Annotated in this window: 12 protein-coding genes and 2 pseudogenes; all 14 read left to right on the top strand. The window is 42.1% G+C overall.

Going from position 1 to position 18,808, the window contains the following annotated elements:
• The first annotated feature begins 518 nt into the window (after positions 1–518).
• The gene (locus ASG85_RS10260; protein ID WP_060646143.1) at positions 519–1,199 is read left to right on the top strand and encodes a hypothetical protein; all 681 of its coding nucleotides are present in this window, start codon (positions 519–521) and stop codon (positions 1,197–1,199) included.
• 428 nt (positions 1,200–1,627) lie between these two features.
• Positions 1,628–2,011, top strand: a 384-nt coding sequence (locus tag ASG85_RS39070) for a substrate-binding domain-containing protein (RefSeq protein ID WP_235550102.1), incomplete at its 5' end; no start/stop codon positions are given.
• Positions 1,968–2,399: a substrate-binding domain-containing protein gene (locus ASG85_RS39065; protein WP_060646141.1), complete on the top strand. Its 432-nt coding sequence runs from the start codon at positions 1,968–1,970 to the stop codon at positions 2,397–2,399. The genes ASG85_RS39070 and ASG85_RS39065, both read left to right, overlap by 44 nt.
• 62 nt (positions 2,400–2,461) lie before the next feature.
• Positions 2,462–2,563: pseudogene (locus ASG85_RS36895) on the top strand (ATP-binding cassette domain-containing protein); the annotation flags it as partial.
• Positions 2,564–2,624: 61 nt separating this feature from the next.
• Positions 2,625–9,599 (top strand): GH32 C-terminal domain-containing protein, encoded by a 6,975-nt coding sequence (locus ASG85_RS36645; protein WP_063860243.1) that lies wholly within the window; start codon positions 2,625–2,627, stop codon positions 9,597–9,599.
• 426 nt (positions 9,600–10,025) lie between these two features.
• A pseudogene (locus ASG85_RS39740) lies at positions 10,026–10,400 on the top strand (sugar ABC transporter substrate-binding protein); the annotation flags it as partial.
• Position 10,401: 1 nt separating this feature from the next.
• Positions 10,402–10,728: substrate-binding domain-containing protein (locus ASG85_RS10235; protein ID WP_156396521.1), on the top strand; the 327-nt coding region annotated here is incomplete at its 5' end.
• A 38-nt stretch (positions 10,729–10,766) separates the two neighbouring features.
• Positions 10,767–11,168: a substrate-binding domain-containing protein gene (locus tag ASG85_RS10230; protein WP_060646138.1), complete on the top strand. Its 402-nt coding sequence runs from the start codon at positions 10,767–10,769 to the stop codon at positions 11,166–11,168.
• 98 nt (positions 11,169–11,266) lie between these two features.
• Positions 11,267–11,602, top strand: coding sequence for a substrate-binding domain-containing protein (locus tag ASG85_RS39845; protein WP_060646137.1), 336 nt, complete (start codon positions 11,267–11,269; stop codon positions 11,600–11,602).
• Between the two features lie 103 nt (positions 11,603–11,705).
• On the top strand, positions 11,706–13,262 hold the full coding sequence (locus tag ASG85_RS10220) for a sugar ABC transporter ATP-binding protein (protein WP_060646136.1): 1,557 nt from the start codon (positions 11,706–11,708) through the stop codon (positions 13,260–13,262).
• Between the two features lie 8 nt (positions 13,263–13,270).
• A complete protein-coding gene (locus ASG85_RS10215) occupies positions 13,271–14,236 on the top strand; it encodes an ABC transporter permease (protein ID WP_414858702.1) in 966 nt (321 codons plus the stop codon).
• Between the two features lie 17 nt (positions 14,237–14,253).
• Entirely contained in the window at positions 14,254–16,311 is a 2,058-nt protein-coding gene (locus ASG85_RS10210) for a methyl-accepting chemotaxis protein (RefSeq protein ID WP_060646134.1), read from the top strand.
• Positions 16,312–16,794: 483 nt separating this feature from the next.
• Entirely contained in the window at positions 16,795–17,937 is a 1,143-nt protein-coding gene (locus ASG85_RS10205) for a GntR family transcriptional regulator (RefSeq protein ID WP_060646133.1), read from the top strand.
• A 20-nt stretch (positions 17,938–17,957) separates the two neighbouring features.
• Positions 17,958–18,776, top strand: coding sequence for an MBL fold metallo-hydrolase (locus ASG85_RS10200; protein WP_057305662.1), 819 nt, complete (start codon positions 17,958–17,960; stop codon positions 18,774–18,776).
• Positions 18,777–18,808: the final 32 nt, after the last annotated feature.

Genomic DNA, 18,808 nt, shown 5'->3' with positions numbered 1-18,808 from the left:
CGCTAGCGCACAAAAATTGTGCGCAAGGTCTGCAGATCCGTCGCGATCGGRCGCTAGCGCACAAAAATTGTGCGCAAGGTCTGCAGATCCGTCGCGATCGGRCGCTAGCGCACAAAAATTGTGCGCAAGGTMTGCAGATCCGTCGCGATCGGACACTAGCGCACAAAAATTGTGCGCAAGGTCTGCAGATCGGTCGCCACCGGACGCTAGCGCACAAAAATTGTGCGCAAGGTATGCAGATCGGTCGCCACCGGACGCTAGCGCACAAAAATTGTGCGCAAGGTCTGCAGATCCGTCGCCGCCGGGCGCTAGCGCACAAAAATTGTGCGCAAGGTCTGCAGATCCGTCGCGATCGGGCGCTAGCGCACAAAAATTGTGCTTCTTTCAAAAATACTATTGTAATTTTGCTTAACTTGAAGTAAATTATCCATTATCAGGTCGTGAAGTACACGCCGCTTGCTCCGGAAATTCTTTTCCGGAGCAAGCGGCTATTTTATTTCCTAAAGGTGGAGAAGAAGATGGAAAAAATAAACGGTGAAATGAATCTGCAGCTTCGTACTGCATACGAAAAGTGGGTGGCATTTCAAATCGAGTCGTGCACAGGGGAACGGCGTAAGCGGCTGCAAAAGGGCCTGAGTTTTTCACTAAAGAAATTCATTATCCATGTGTTTTGGCCCGCTGTCGGGAATTTTGACGATTGGCTTGCTGAGTACGAAGTGATCGATTATAAAGACGGCTTCAGATACCTGGATTTGGCCAAACCATCGCCAGTCATCAAAATTTGCATCGAAGTAGACGATAAGGGAACACATGGTCATAACGCGGATTCGTATAAATTTTCAGATGACCGGTTCCGCCAGAATGACCTTGTAATTGACGATTGGAAGGTGCTTCGCTTTTCATTGCATAGCATACTGGAGCAGCCTCGCCGTTGCCAACAACAGATGATGCATGCGTTAGCGAAGTGGGGGATTGAATCAAATATAATTGAACCGCCTTTGTCTCCAACGGAACTTGCTATTTTCAAATTTATCGAAAATAAGACAGGGGCTTATTCCCCGATTACGATAGCTCAAGCAGTTGGAATCCACAGAAATACTGCACTAAAATATCTTAAGTCTCTAGTTGAAAAAGGCAAAGTGATGCCTGATGTCAGAACCGGTGGTCCAATAAGGCGATACCGCAGCAATAGGGTTTAATAACGCAATTCCCCGAAAAAATTTCAGCAGTCGGAACAGCTTCCGGTGGAAAGTCATTCGACCCAACTGAACAGCTTAATAGAAAAATTTCAACTGTTGCGAGAAGATTTTCTATTATTTTTAGTTTTGATCGAAGGTATGATGAAGGCACGGAGAAACAAACATAAATTATAAAAATTCGGAGGAAATTGAACATGAAAAATGTGAAGATTTTGTTGTTACTATTTGTCGTATTTGCACTTACTGCTTGTGGTAAAGCAGTGGAAACAAAACCTGCAGCAGCTACTGGGGCGCCAGCAGAAACAACTAAAGCTGCTAAGGCAGCAGACCCGACACCAGGAAAAAAAGTGGTTATCGGTTTGACCGTACAAAATTTAAGCAATCCTTTCTTCGTAGCGATGTCCAAAGGTGCAGCTGAAGCTGCTAANGATTTTATTACTAAAAAAGTAAGTATGATTATTCTAAGTTCCGTAGATACCAAAGGTATTGCAGCAGCAGTGGGTCAAGCTAAAGCGGCAGGTATCCCCATTATTTCTGTCGATACAATTTCTGAAGGTGGCGTTAATGCGAGTGTAACTTCCGATAACGTTCAAGCAGGAAGAATCGCAGGTGAATATTTGGTTAAACGGTTGAACGGAAAAGGAAATATTGCCGTATTGGATGGACCGCCGGTATCCGCTGTAACAGACCGCATTGCAGGATTTAATGAAGCTCTCAAAACAGCTCCAGGTATTAAAATCGTTGCTAATCAAAATGGTAACGGCAACCGTGAAACATCGCTGGCGAAGATGGAAACCATCCTGCAGTATTAAAATCGTTGCTAATCAAAATGGTAACGGCAACCGTGAAACATCGCTGGCGAAGATGGAAACCATCCTGCAAGCAAACGGTAAAGGACAAATCGATGCGGTATTTGCTATTAATGATCCAACAGGTATTGGCGCTAAAATCGCAGCAGAACAAGCCGGTCGAGACAAGGAAATGTTTATCGTTGGGGTGGATGGATCTCCGGATGCTGTGACTACACTGAAAGAAAACAAGAGCTATGTTGGAAGCTCAGCACAAAATCCGTTTAATATGATTACCATTGCGGTTGAAACGGCATTTAAAGTTCTTGCTGGTGAAAAAGTGGAACCATTAATTAAACTTCCAACTGATTTCATTACTACAGAAAACGTAAAAGACTATAAAGGCTGGTAATTTGGAGTCATTATTACCGATGTGGTACCTGCTAGCGGGTACCACATCGTGCTTTAAGGGGAGAGAACGGCGCCGGTAAGTCGACGTTTATGAAGATTTTGGAAGGGATATACCGTCCGGAAGACGGCGTAATTCATGTATCGAAGGGAGGTGCTGAAACCTAGGTATGCTCCTGTAGGATATTTAAAACAATCGATCCATAATTTTATGAAAGGGGTTACAAAAATGGCGATTAGCGCCCGAAAGTTAAAAAGTAATGTTGCGTTAGGTTTAGCTAGTTTTATGTTATTTTCTAATGTTGTTTCTTTTAGTGGAATATCAACAGCCGCGAATGCTTTACAACATCCTGTCACAATTGAAAATCCTGATTTTGAAGCTGGCGACCTATCAGGATGGATGACAACGGGGAATGCATTTAGCGATCTGCCCTCATCTACCCAGCATTTTTGGGGAGACCATCCTTTTAAACAGAACGGGACTTATCATGCTTGGGGATGGAATCCGGAGGCAGTAGATCCCAGCAATAGCAGCAATAACATCTCAGATTCAAGAACAGGAACGTTGAAATCGAGCACGTTCAGGCTTTCCGGGAATGGTGAGGTTAACTTCTTGGTTGGTGGAGGCAATGATATCGACAATTTGTATGTCTCTCTCGTTCGCGCTTCTGATCATACAATCTTGTTTAAAAGCGCGGGGTCCGCATTGCCGGATCAGTATGAAAGATATGTACGAGTGAATTGGCAAGCTCAAGATTACATAGGGGAAGATCTCTATATTGAAGTTGTGGACAATAGCACAAGTCAGCATATTAATGTGGATGATTTTCATGTATACAATGTAACGAATAGTATTGATAATCCAAGCTTCGAAACGGGAGACTTGAGTGGTTGGAACGCTAAGGGCGATGCTTTTTCAGTCTCAAACGCGGTAGCTTATGGTGAGGAACAAACCTCTTATTATCAAAAAGGGAAGTACTTTGTATCGGGCTTGACCGGTGATGCCGGAAGTGCAGAAGCAAAGTCAGGTTCTCTGCAGTCTACCTCATTCAAGCTAGAAGGAACAGGCGAAGTAAACTTTCTTATCGGCGGAACGAATGATATGGATCATACTTATGTTGCTCTAGTCAGAGAGTCCGACGATACAGAATTATATAGAGCAACCAGTTCTTCTCTAGGTGACGGTCCCGAATCCATGAAAAGAGTGATATGGGATGCTTCCGCTCATCTAGGCGAAGTGGTCTACTTGAAAGCTGTTGATCTGGGTCAAGGACACATCAATGTTGATGATTTCCACGTATATAATACCATTCATAACGTTGTGAACCCTGACTTCGAAACAGGCGACTTAACAGGATGGACCGTTGTATCCGGAGAAGCGCCCGGTCAAGTTTCGCCAACCGTAAATTATTGGTATGGAATTCCGATTAATAAGACAGGTCAGTTCCATTTTTGGGGCGATGACATGAAGCAAGGATCTATCAAATCCAGTGTGTTTGTCCTTGGTGGAACTGGCGAGATTAATTTCATGATGGGTGGCGGAGATCTCGATACGCAGTATGTTGCTTTAATGCGTGCTTCTGACAATACGGAACTGATGAGAGCAAATAATACACAATTTGCAGATTCTGAGGCGTATGCAAGAGTGACTTGGGATGCTTCGGCTTACCTAGGTGAGCAAGTCTATTTAATGCTTGTGGACCAGATAGCAGCAGGCGGATGGCAGCACGTGAATATTGACGATATCCATGTTTATAATCTGCCTCATGACATTGTGAATCCTGACTTTGAAACCGGGGACTTGACGGGTTGGACTGTTACGAGTGGCGAGGCGCCTGGTCGAGTCACTTCTGAAGTAAATTACTGGCATCCTGACCCGATTAATAAAGTCGGTGAGTATCACTTCTGGGGTGACGATTGGAAGGAAGGCAGTATCCAATCAAGCACGTTTGTGCTAGGTGGGAATGGTGAAATTAATTTCATGCTAGGCGGAGGTAATTTCCCCCAAACGGAGTATGTTGCACTAATTCGTGCTTCTGACGGGAAAGAACTGATCAAATCCACGCATACAGCTCATGCAGGCTCTGAGGGGTATGATCGAGTTGTGTGGGATGCTTCTGCATTTACAGGTGAGGAAGTGTATCTGAAAGTAGTGGATAGCGTGCCTGGCGGCGGATGGCAGCATGTTAACCTTGACGATATTCATGTATTCAACAACGATCCGGCCGATATCTTGAATCCAAGCTTCGAAACAGGCACTTTGGAGGGCTGGCAAGCTGCAGGTGATGCTTTTACAGGAGCTGTTTCCGCTGAGACAATGTCGGGTGAAGACCCAATCAACCAAATAGGCAATTACTATATTCAAGGCTTAGCTGGCGCCGGTTCGGGTAATGCGAATGCAAGAACAGGCTCTCTCCAATCGTCAGTCTTTAAACTTGGCGGCAACGGTGAAATTAACTTTATGTTAAGTGGTAATCATGATCCGAGTAACCTATACGTTGCGTTAGTAAACGCGGAAGACGATTCAATCCTATTCAGTGAGACACCAGCAAATGGTGCGGTAAACCCTGAATCTCTTCGACGGATCGTTTGGGATGCCAAAGCCTACTTAGGGCAAAAGATGTTTTTGAAAGTTATGGACAATAGCCTAACAGGACATTTGAATGTCGACGATTTCCATGTTCGCAATACAGGTTCTCCTTCTTATGTGATGAATAATGAAGATTTTGAAAAAGGAGATTTATCTGGATGGACAGTAGGTGGCAACGCATTTTCAGTTTCTGATCAGGACACTGATTCTTCGGGAAATGCCTACGGGCAACAGCGCAAATATCATGTTATTGGAAATAACGAAGCGACAGGCACTTTAACTTCCAGTACATTCAGGCTGGCCGGGACAGGGACTGTTAATTTTAAAATTAGCGGAGATATAGATGTTGACCATCTTTATGTATCATTAGTTCGAGCTTCCGACCATAAAGAATTGTTTAGAGCAACAGGTAACAACTCTCAGAGTTATCAAACCGTTAGTTGGGACGCTTCGAAATTTATAAACGAAGAGCTTTATTTCACCATAGTCGACAATGTGGCGACAGGTCATATCCATGTCGATGATTTCAACTACTATGTGTCTCATGAAATTATGAATGGCGATTTCGAAAGCGGAGACTTACGAGGTTGGAAGATCGTTGAGGGTAACGCTTTTGATAATACGGTAACAACGCAGGATAAATTCTGGGGAACAAAGCCATTTAAGCACAATGGACAGTATCATCTCTGGGGCTTTCAAGGCGGTGGAGACGGCAGAAAGGGAGTTATGGAATCCAGCCATTTCATCGCTTTGGGCGATAAGAATATCCCTACATCGGGAAGATTAACTTTCCTGATGGGCGGCGGTTCGGATATCGATAACTTATACGTTGCGCTAGTAAGGGATCGAACAGGCGAGATTCTTTTCACGACTACAGGCAATAGTGATGAACAATATTCAGAGCATGTTTTTGACGCTACCCCGTATGCCGGAGAAGAACTGTATTTCCGGATTGTGGATCAAACAACTGTCGGATGGGGACATCTCAATCTGGATCGCTTTGTAACGGTGAATGCTGTTTCACAATTGGAAAACCCTGATTTTGAAACTGGCGATTTGTCTGGGTGGACACTGGAAGGTGAAGCATTCGCAGATTCTGTCTCAAATTTACCCGGGAATGGAAACTATGGAACGTATTATGTGAACGGGAATAAAGCGAGTAACCCTGCCTTGACAGGTACATTGTCATCAAAAGTATTCCAATTAACAGGGACTGGCATTCTGAGCTTTTTGGTCGCTGGAGGCAAGGATGCTGATCAGCTGCATGTAGCCCTAGTCAGAGCTTCTGATCATATGGAACTGTTTAGAGCCACGGGATCGGACTCAGACATATTTCAGGATGTTACATGGGATGCATCAGCTTACCTGGGGGAAGAAGTATATTTTAAAGTCGTAGACAATAAGACCTCAGGCATTTTTGGTTATATCAATGTAGATGATTTTCAATTAAGTATTCCGCGTGAAAACTATTCAGAACCATACAGACCACAGTTCCATTATACACCTGAAAAAAATTGGATGAATGATCCAAACGGTATGGTCTATTATAATGGGGAATACCATCTGTTTTACCAGTATAGTCCTTTTTCCACATCCCCTGCTTTCGATAAGATGCATTGGGGGCATGCGATAAGTACAGATCTTACCCATTGGAAAGAACTTCCACCGGCAATAGCGCCTGATGAACATGGTGCCATATTCTCAGGCAGTGCTGTAGTAGATGCGCATAACACATCCGGATTTTTTAATGAAGAAGGCTCCGGTCTGGTAGCGTTCTATACTCAAAATGGATCACAGCAGGTGCAGAGTATCGCTTACAGTAAGGATAATGGCAGAACCTGGACGAAATATACAGGAAATCCTGTCCTGTTGCCGGAAGCTGCAGCGGATTTAAGGGAACCTAACGGAACTGCGCCGGATTTCAGGGATCCTAAAGTATTCTGGCATGAGGATACTCATAAATGGATCATGCAATTAGCAGTTGGTCATCACATTGAGTTCTATTCATCGATAAATTTAAAACAATGGAATTATGAAAGCTCATTTGGTTCTGACGGTCTTGGCTCACATTTCGGCATCTATGAATGTCCTGATTTGATCGAATTACCCGTCGATGGAGATCCAACTAAGAAGAAATGGGTTATGATCATTAGTACCGGTGATGGTAACGGAAACAGAAGAGAAGTTGACCCTCAGCCTCCTGGCAAAGGATCGGGTATGATGTATTTTGTCGGCACGTTCGATGGCAAAACTTTTACACCGGATGAACGGCCAACTTCTGATCAATCCAATTGGATTGACTATGGTTCAGATTTCTATGCAGCAGTAACATGGAGCAATATTCGGGATGAGCAAGGAAGACCCGTATGGCTCGGCTGGATGAATAACTGGAGATATGCGAGCAATACGCCTACAAGTACTTGGCGGGGTGGAATGAGCATTCCGCGTACGATTGAGCTTAAGACGACAACAGATGGAATCCGTCTGATTCAGGAGCCGGTTCAGCAATTGGAACAATTAAGAAAGCCGGTTCTGCATTGGACCAATTTCCAAGTTCAACAGGATAACAATGTATTGCAAGCCGTATATGGAAGTACAATGGAAATTGTCGCGGAATTCGGTATTCAGGATGCATCGGAATTTGGATTCAAGGTTCGGAAGTCCAACTCTCAGGAGACAGTGATCGGGTATGACACATCAAGTCAAAAAGTGTTTGTGGACCGTACACATTCTGGAGGGCCTGACGTAAGTGATATTGTCCCTGTCCGGCAAGAAGCTCCTCTCATTCCGGAAAATAACAAAATTAAACTTCATATCATCGTAGATGAGGATACCCTTGAAGTGTTTGCGAATGATGGAAGAAAAGTTTTCACAGATCAAATATTCCCTGATTCGAAGAGTAAGGGCCTTGAGCTTTATGCAGAAAATGGGGAAGTGAACGTCAACTCTTTAAGTATTTATCAGCTTGACAGCATTTGGGCAGATAGGTCGATCAAAAAGCTTCAAATGGATAAAAGAAGCTATACGCTTGAAACGAATGGAACCCACAAAACAGTTGTATCGGCTCTTGTACTAAGTTCAATGACTCAAACTGTAAGCCAAGCGGTATATGGCGGTGCCATTCAAGATGCAAGCAACTCTGTAACGGGAATCGTGTATGGAGGTTTGCAGGGTATGCCATTAACGGTATATGGATATGGCGATCTAACAAGCAAACAAATGGTTACAGACCAAGCAGTCTTCAAAAGCTCTGATCCTTCTGTAGCAATTGTGAATGCTGCCGGCATCGTATATGGGAAGCGACCGGGTCAAACCTTGATTACAGCTGCGTATAAAGGACATGTGACAACAGCTTCTGTTACTGTTTTACAATCAAATGAAGCTGATTCAGACCCAGATCCTGCGCCGGAGCCCCCGCTAACTACAGGAGCGGGTACAACGTCTAACAACCAGGACCGACTTGTTGTTCCGACAAGCGTAATTAATAAAATTGCTGTGGGTAAAGCTTCGAAAGAAGGGCTGAATAAAGCGTTGGATGCAGCCAAAACTGACGCTAAAGGCATCAAAAAGATTACAATCGAATTGGACAAAGCGGATGATGTTAAAGGGTATAGCATCGAGATACCATCTACGTTCTTATCGAGTGATCATGCTAATCGACAATTTGAAATTCGTAGTCCAATAGGCACCATGACTTTATCGAGTCAGATGTTTACCAAAGGCGCGTTCAATGAGAATGATAATATTGTATTAAGTATGACCCTTGCTGAGCGTGATGCAGCTGGTAACGGCAAACAATCTGAAATCGGAACAAGACCGGTTCTTGAATTAATTGCCACTTTGAATGGTAAAGTTATTCCATGGCGTAATGCGGATGCTCCTGTACAGGTAGCTATCAATTACACGCCTACAGCAGAAGAAATGAACCATACAGATCATTTAGTTGTCTGGTATCTGGATCCATCCGGCAGCATCGCGCCTGTTCCAAATGCCAAATTTAATAAAGCAACGGGTGAAATGATCTTTAAAACGATCCATTTCAGCTATTATGCAATTGCTTACGTGAATAAGTCCTTTGATGATCTTAATGATTATGCTTGGGCTAAAAAGCAGGTCGAACTCCTTGCATCCAAAGGAATTATTCAAGGCACAACAGAGACAGCTTTTGCTCCGCAAGAGGATATTACAAGGGCAGACTTTATTCTGCTGCTTGTACGCGCACTTGAATTAACGGCCCAAGTGGATTCCGACTTTGATGATGTTAAATCTGATGATTATTATTATGAAGCGGTCAGCATCGCCAAAAAGCTGGGTATTACCAATGGCATAGATGGAAGTCACTTTAACCCGAATGCTTCCATTACAAGGCAGGATATGATAGTTATGCTGAATAGAGCGATGGCTGCAGCGAAACGCGATGCAGCCAAAGGTACAAAATCGGATTTGACTGTATTCCAGGATAGTAATGATATTTCGTCATATGCCATTGACAGTTTTTCTTCTCTTGTGAAATCCCATATTATTGAAGGAAACAATGGGAAGATTCATCCATTCGATCATACGACGAGGGCTGAGATGGCTGTAGTGCTTTACCGATTATTGATACTGGAATAATCGCAGCCAAGATGAATGTACGGTGTGAAACAAGAAATAGCCCTAGCCTGTCATAACAGGACAGGGCTATTTCGTTTAGCGAAACCTACTTTCTTATTGGCGATAAAACCTACCTCCGTCAGGGTCCCCACAAAGTAATCGGACTTTGCTTCGAAGATTATCGTCACTTTGCGGGGCAGAATAGCGGTCGCTCATCTTTGAATGGCCTTGATAGAGGTTTTTTCATATCTGAATGAAGATAATAGAAAATTTTCAACAGTTGCGAGAAAATTTTCTATTATTTTTTGTATTTATCACAGGTATTATGAAGACACAGAAAACAAACATCCACTCTTTAAGGGAGGTGAGGATTCTTTTAGGTAAGTGAATAAAGTCTTTATGTCTATCTTCACTTGGGGGATTTAGCACCAAACATATCGTTAAAAAATGATAAAAATTTGGAGGAAATTGAAAATGATGAAAAACATGAAGATTTTGTTGTTACTAATTTTCGTATTTGCACTTACTGCTTGTGGTAAAGCAGTGGAAACAAAACCCGCAGCAGCTACTGGGGCGCCAGCAGAAACAACTAAAGCTGCTAAGGCAGCAGATCCGACACCAGGAAAAAAAGTGGTTATCGGTTTGACCGTACAAAATTTAAGCAATCCTTTCTTCGTAGCGATGTCCAAAGGTGCAGCTGAAGCTGCTAAGAAACATGGCGGTGAAGTTATCGCAGTTAGTGCAGAAGATAATTTGGCTACACAAACCGCTCAAATCGAAGATTTTATTACTAAAAAAGTAAGTATGATTATTCTAAGTTCCNCCGACACCAGGAAAAAAAGTGGTTATCGGTTTGACCGTACAAAATTTAAGCAATCCTTTCTTCGTAGCGATGTCCAAAGGTGCAGCTGAAGCTGCTAAGAAACACGGTGGTGAAGTTATCGCCGTTAGTGCAGAAGATAATTTGGCTACACAAACCGCTCAAATCGAAGATTTTATTACTAAAAAAGTAAGTATGATTATTCTAAGTTCCGTAGATACCAAAGGTATTGCAGCAGCAGTGGGTCAAGCTAAAGCGGCAGGTATCCCMATTATTTCTGTCGATCGCCCAGGAAGTTTTTGCTGTGGTCGATGCTTCTCTTCGTTTTGAAACTAAAGTAGTTAGATTTTATTACTAAAAAAGTAAGTATGATTATTCTAAGTTCCGTAGATACCAAAGGTATTGCAGCAGCAGTGGGTCAAGCTAAAGCGGCAGGTATCCCAATTATTTCAGTAGACACGATTTCTGAAGGCGGCGTTAATGCGAGTGTAACTTCCGATAACGTTCAAGCAGGAAGAATCGCAGGTGAATATTTGGTTAAACGGTTGAACGGAAAAGGAAATATTGCTGTATTAGATGGACCGCCGGTATCCGCTGTAACAGACCGTATTGCCGGATTTAAAGAAGCTCTCAAAACAGCTCCAGGTATTAAAATCGTTGCTAATCAAAATGGTAACGGCAACCGTGAAACATCGCTGGCGAAGATGGAAACCATCCTGCAAGCAAACGGTAAAGGACAAATCGATGCGGTATTTGCTATTAATTTTTAAGGGAAAAGCAACATTTTNAAGCTCTCAAAACAGCTCCAGGTATTAAAATCGTTGCTAATCAAAATGGTAACGGCAACCGTGAAACATCGCTGGCGAAGATGGAAACCATCCTGCAAGCAAACGGTAAAGGACAAATCGACGCGGTATTTGCTATTAATGATCCATCAGGTATTGGCGCAAAAATTGCTGCAGAGCAAGCCGGTCGCGACAAGGAAATGTTTATCGTCGGTGTGGACGGATCTCCGGATGCTGTGACTACACTTAAAGAAAACAAAAGCTATGTTGGAAGCTCCGCACAAAATCCGTTTAATATGATTACCATTGCGGTTGAAACGGCATTTAAAGTTCTTGCTGGCGAAAAAGTGGAACCATTAATTAAACTTCCAACTGACTTCATTACGACAGAAAACGTAAAAGATTATAAAGGCTGGTAATATTGAATCCTTATTACGATGCGGGACCTGCTAACGGGAACCGCATCGTAGTTCTTCCGTTTTCAAACATGGATATAAACAAATAATTTGGTGGTGTGAGAACATGGAAGCTATACAAGCGGAAGTTGAAAATAACATTTCCTCTGAATCGTCGTCAATAGTCTTAAGCATGCGAGCGATCACCAAGTCTTTCTCAGGGGTTACTGTATTAAAAAACATAAACATCGATCTGCATAAAGGTGAAGTCCATGCTTTAATGGGAGAGAACGGCGCCGGTAAGTCGACGCTTATGAAGATTATGGCAGGGATATACCGTCCAGATAACGGCGAGATTATGTATCGAGGCAAATCGATCACATGGCATAATGCGATGGAAGCTCGTGAGAAAGGCATTAGTGTTATTCATCAAGAGCTGAATCTTTCTCCGAATATAACCATAGGTGAAAACGTATTAATGGGAACCAAATTTCCGAAAAATAAGTTCGGTATGGTGGACTGGAAGAAAGTTCACGAACGAGCCCATTTCCTATTAAAATCAATCGGATCTGATCTAGATCCTAGATCATATGTCTCAACCTTAAGTGTCGCCCAACAACAAATGGTGGAAATCGCGAGAGCCTTATCTATAGAAGCAGAAGTTCTAGTGATGGATGAACCAACAGCTTCATTAACCCACAAAGAAATAGATAAGTTGTTTATTATTATTAATGAATTAAAGCAAAAAGGTGTAGCGATTGTTTACATTTCACATCGTATGGATGAAATTTTTAAAATTTCTGATCGCTGTACCATTTTGCGTGATGGAGAGTGGATTACAACGATTCCTATCGCCGAAACCAATCCGGAGCATCTCGTTAAGACAATGGTTGGTCGTGAATTAACCGACTTATTTCAAAAACCGCCTTCACATACGATTTGGATTAAAGATAAAACCCCGGTTTTAGAGGTTAGAGGTTTATCTGATAACAAAAATGTAAAGGATATTTCGCTAGAGGTGCATTCAGGAGAAATTGTTGGGATTTCAGGATTGGTAGGGGCAGGAAGAACTGAATTAGTCAGAGCTATCTTTGGTTTATCGGAAATATCATCAGGTGAAATTCTGATTAACGGTCAACCGGTGAAAATCTCTTCTCCTGAGGATGCTATACGATATGGTATTGCTCATGTTCCGGAAAGTCGTAAAGAACAAGGATTATTCCTGAATATGTCTGTCAAAGAAAATATTATGATGGCTGAAATGTATAAATATCGAAAAGCAGCCCTCTTAGATTGGTCGCAAATAAGCAATGAAGCTGACATGTATATAAGAGAACTAGGCATTAAAACGGCAAACAAAGAACAAAAGGTGGTCAGTTTAAGCGGAGGAAATCAGCAAAAAGCGCTGCTTGCACGTTGGTTATCCATCCAGCCCAAAGTGCTTTTGTTAGATGAACCGACGAGAGGTGTCGACATTGGCGCCAAAACTGAAATTCATAAAGTTATTTGTAAGTTAGCCAAAAACGGTCTTGCTGTGTTAGTCATTTCCTCTGAACTGCCAGAAATACTAGCGCTGAGTGATCGTATACTTGTTATGCATGAGGGTAAATTACGGGCAAACTTACAACGTGAAGACGCGACACAAGAAAAGATCATGTATTATGCAACGGGGGAGATCAAATGAACGCTGGAATGGAAGCAATCGTTAATAAAAAACATAATGTTGGATTATCTATGGGGAAAATTTGGAACCAATTAGGCATGTTAATTGTGTTAGTTGCTATTTGTATCATACTAGCCATTTTTGCACCTAATTTCACGGATACGGGCAATATTCTTAATATATTAAAACAATCATCCGTTAACGGAATTCTTGCGGCGGGTATGACATTAGTTATTCTGACTGGCGGGATTGATTTATCTGTGGGATCTACGATCGCACTTTCGGGCGTTATTTCCGTATTGCTTTCAAAACAAGGAATTAACCCTTTTATTGCCATGTTCGCTGGGATTGCGGTGGGATATGCAGCTGGTTGGATCAATGGTTTCCTGACTGCAAGAACCAAACTTCCATCCTTTATTGTTACATTAGGCAGTATGACTTATATAAGAGGTGCTGCTTTTGTGATTAGCGGGGGATTACCTACCATACTGGCATCAGAACCGTTTAAGTTTATTGGATCAGGGAAGATCCTATCGGTTCCAACACCCATATACATTATGCTCATTGTCTATATGGTGATGTTTATCGTACTTAAATATACGATGTTTGGCAGACATATTTATGCGATTGGCGGTAATGAAGAGGCAGCGAGATTAACAGGTATTAAGGTTGAAAAGACATTAATTAATGTGTATGCCATAAGTGGTTTATGTGCGGGATTAGCTGGTGTAGTTCTTGCAGGGCGTTTAATTTCCGGTCAGCCGAATGCTGGAAGCATGGCTGAGCTTGATGCCATTGCTGCTGTTGTTCTCGGCGGCACGAGCCTAGCGGGGGGAATTGGCCGAATTCAGATGACCATCATTGGTGTGCTTATCTTGGGCGTAATTAGAAATGGATTGACACTTTTAAATGTTAGCTTCTTTTGGCAAACCGTTATTACAGGTGTTGTTATCGTACTTGCGGTGCTATTGGATCGTCTTCGCAGCGATAAGTAAGAGGAAGGGCTGTTACTATGGTGAAATTTCATTTCAAGAGCATACGTACCCGCACATTAGTCACGATTCTACCATGGTTAATTTTATCTATGTTTGTGTTGTCTGCGTTAAGTTACAGCTATTCTAAACAAATTATCAATGCGGAAATTCAAGATAAAATGGCATATCAATTAAACGCAACGATCAACAATATGCAAACCCTATTAACAGCGCACAGTAAAATACCTGAAAGCTTAGCACGCACGATTGAACCTGTAGGTGACAAGATTGATAAAGGTAAATATTTTCAAATTATTCAAGGTTTGTTGTCCACTAACCCGGATACCTTTGGAGTTGGGATTTGGTATGAGCCCTATCAATATAAAAATTATTTGCAATATTACAGCTCCTATGCCTACCGGGATAACGGTCGCATTTTATTTTCCAATGATTATGATACGAAAGAATATAATTATCCCGAAAAAGAATGGTATCTGCTTGGTAAAAACACAAAGGAAACCATGGTATGGACGGATCCATTTTATGATAAAACCTCTGGCGCTATGATATTAACAACGGCAGTTCCGTTTTATAACAATAATAAATTTCAAGGGGTCGTTACAGCCAACATCAATTTAACCAACTTACAGCAGAAAATTTCAGACATTCATGTTGGAAAAAATGGATGGGCATTTTTGTTGGATCAAAATGGGAACTTTATTGCTAATAAAGATAACCAGAATGCAATGAATCATCAAATCTTGAATGACCCTAATGTAAGCTTGGCGCAAATTGGCAAAGAAATACTGTCGAATAACAATGGAAATGCCATTTTTAGCGACGAAAGGGGTTCCAATAAAGTTTATTATCAGACGGTTCCAGATACATCTTGGAAACTGGCAATCGTTATTTCGCAGGACGAGCTTTACCAAAAGCTAAACGATTATTTTATCATTTCGCTTATGATTATAATTGTGTTGATTTGTTTTATTATCATGGTAATTTATTTCTACAGTTTATACATTACCAATAACATTAAGAAAGTAAATATACTTTCTCAATCGATGTCAAACGGGGATTTAACTCAAACTATACCTATAAAAACGATCGATGAATTTGGCCAAATGGGCACAAATCTAAATACAATGGCAAGTAACATGAAGACCATTTTATTGCAAGTGGCTGAAGGTGCGAAAAGCGCATCAGAAACTTCTGTTCTTTTGTCCGATAATGCGGAACAATCAGCGAAAGCAACAGAAGAAATTGCACAATTGATTCAAGAAGTAGCGAGTAGTACACATACACAACTTTCATTAACTGATGAAGCTGTTGAAGAAACAACAGACATGTTTGTAAATATCAAAAAAATTACACAACGAATTGAACTTTCAAGCCAATCAGCAGAGGATGCGCTGCAAACGGCCATTGAAGGAAAAGAGAATATTGCGGAAGCAGTAAATCAAATCAATGTGATTTCGCGAAACTCATCCGATTCGGTTGCGATAGTCCACCAATTAGAAGAGAAATCCAAAAAGATCAATCACATCATGACATTACTATCCACCATTGCAAAGCAAACAAATATGCTTGCTTTAAATGCGGGTGTTATTGCTGCTCAAGCAGGAGCAAATGGAAAAACATTTACGGTGATTTCTCGGGAAATTCGCCTTCTTGCTGAGAATTCGATGCAATCGAATCAGGAAATCGATACCTTAGTAACGGAGATTCAGGAGGATATCTCGAAAGCAGTGAAGGCCATGGAAGATGGTGATTCTGCAGTTCAAGAAGGGAAGCTGCTTACGAAGAAAGCAGGAGACTCCTTTACTAATATCCTTAAACTAGTTGAAGGGGTTTCTGAGCAAGCGGGCGAAATGACAAATGAAATTAAATGGATTCAAACGAATATGCAAAAAATGGTTGAAATTATGGAAGTAGTCTCTAATCTATACGGAAGTTCAGCAAGTTCAACCAATCACATCTCGGCAACGACAGAGGAACAGACAGCGGCAATCCAAGAAGTTGCTTCCTATTCCAGCGAATTAGCCCATATGGCTAAGGTCTTACAACAATCTGTGGCTTCATTTAAGCTCAAGTAATGCAATCGGAAATATGAGGTAGTTTGCTCTAAGCTGATAAAAGCTAGGCAGGCTGCTTTTTTTCATTTTTGCATGATATCGTTCTATACCATTTCAATTTCCTTGTATTTCATGATATGGATTTTTTTGTCACTCCTCTCGGATAGGTTGCGCATACATATGATTGACGGCCAACATCGTGTAAGATAGTTTAAGCATCTAATTGTATCGATTTTGTAAATTTAATGGTATGAAAGTATGGATATAAATTGATATAGAGATCGTTGATGAATCTAGAATTTTTGAAGCGAAATGCTTATTTTACAAAAACTTAATGACCTATGTCATTGTATATGTCAGTGACATGGATTAAGCTCACTATAGATCACTGATCTACGTGTGATTCATAGCAGTATGTGAACCGAAATTATTCATATAAAGGAATGATGAACTAACCGCCAATGCTGCAGTTCATGATTTTGATTAAACGAGGGATAACGAGTAATGAAAAATGCACATGCGTCAAAGAAACCGAGTCTACTGTACCTGCAAATAGCTGATAAGGCCATAGGCATTATCCAGAGCCGCAGGCTTCAACCGCATGATCCCGTCCCTTCGGAAGGAGAGCTTGCAAAGTTGTTCGGTGTTAGCCGGATGACGAGTAAGCTGGCACTGGAACGGTTGGTCGAGCAGGGTCTGGTGTACCGTTTGCCGAGAAGGGGGACCTTCCTTTCCGGACCAAGGGATGGAGAGCCTTACAACGGAGTACTTCCGTCAGAAAGTAAAGCGCTTCCAATTGAGGAGAAGAAGAGTAAGCAGATAGCTCTCATAGTGCCCCATCTATCTGATTACACTTCAAAAATTATTGCAGCAGCTGAGATCGAAGTACGAAAACACGATTGCGATCTTATTCTGAAAATCAGCAAGGATAAAGATGATGAGGATCGCTGCCTGCAGAGACTTGTTGATGGAGGAATAGACGGCATCGTTTTATTTCCCCAAGGGCGCAAGACATGCAGTGACCAGGTGCTGAGATTGAAATTACAGCAGTTTCCGATTGTTATTATCGACCGAATTTTTCGTGAGGTTCAGATTGATTGCGTGTATCACGATCACTATCAGGGCTCTTACCAGATGACCAAGTATTTGATCGAGAAGGGGCACCGTGAAATCGGATATACCTCGAACTCGATAGATAATATCACTAGCAGGGAGGAGAGGTATCAAGGTTATATCCAGGCGTTGCTCGATCATGCGATTCCAGTCAAGAACCAATATATTCATTTTAAAACCGTGCCATGCAATCCAAGTCGTATTAACGAGAGCGACCCTGAACAGGAACGTTTTATTCAGGAAAATCCGCAGATGAACGCCCTCATGTGCGGGGATGATCATGTGGCCATTTCAACCTTATACACAGCCTTGAGTATGGGGATCCCTGTCCCAGATAAGCTTTCAATTGTTGGGTTCTCCGATATCCAGTTATCAGCGTTAACGCCGATTCCACTTACAACGGTCAGACAGGATACCGGGCAGCTTGCCCAATCGGCATTTAATCTTCTTATGAAACGCATAAATCATTCACATGAGAAAACGATTACCATCAAAATTCAAACGAAGATCGTAGAGAGGAAATCCGTTCTTTAGGATTGACAGAAGGAGTTTATATGAAAATTCATTTTCTAGGAACCGCAGCTGCAGAGGGCTTTCCGAATGCATTTTGCCGCTGTGAGCATTGCCTCAAAGCTCGGAAGCTTGGAGGAAAAAACATACGTACACGAACCTCGGCCATCATTGACGATGTAATCAAGTTCGACTATTCGCCAGATTCTTATATGCAGGCGCTTCGCGACAACATTGATTTGGGCGCTATCGAGCACCTGCTTGTCACCCATACGCACTCCGATCATTTTAATGCTTATGATTTGGAATGCCGGAGAGCGGGAATTGCTCACGAACTTCAGCATCCGATGCATATCTACGGGAATGATGCCGTGATGTACCATACGCGTGTTGCCATCGGCCGCTTTGAAGGAGAAAGGTTTGCTTTTCACCTGTTGCGCCCATTCGAGACGATAAAGGTAGGTGATGCACTTGTTACACCGCTCCTGGCGGATCATGACCGTATGGAAACATGCTTGTTGTATGTGATCGAAAAGGATGGCAAAAAGCTGCTGTATGGACATGATTCGGGCTGGTTTCCAGAAGCTACTTGGGCATGGTTAAAGGGGAAAAATCTAGATTGTGCTATACTCGACTGTACGCACGGATACACGGGAAATTCCCGAGATCGCAATCATATGTGTATTGAGACGGTGCTGGAGGCCCAGCGTGAATTTCGGAAAGAAAACATCTTGAAAGAGGAAGGGCACATCATCGTCACGCACTTTAGCCATAATTCCAAACTGCTTCACGATGAATTTGACGAAATTTTCAAACCCGCCGGGGTTGTGGTGGCCTATGACGGATTAATTTTTAACATCTAGAAATTCACCATGTCTTTATAAAAAAACCTATA

Source organism: Paenibacillus sp. Soil724D2 (assembly GCF_001427935.1).
Lineage (GTDB): Bacteria > Bacillota > Bacilli > Paenibacillales > NBRC-103111 > Paenibacillus_E.
This window is presented reverse-complemented; position numbering and strand designations above follow the sequence as displayed.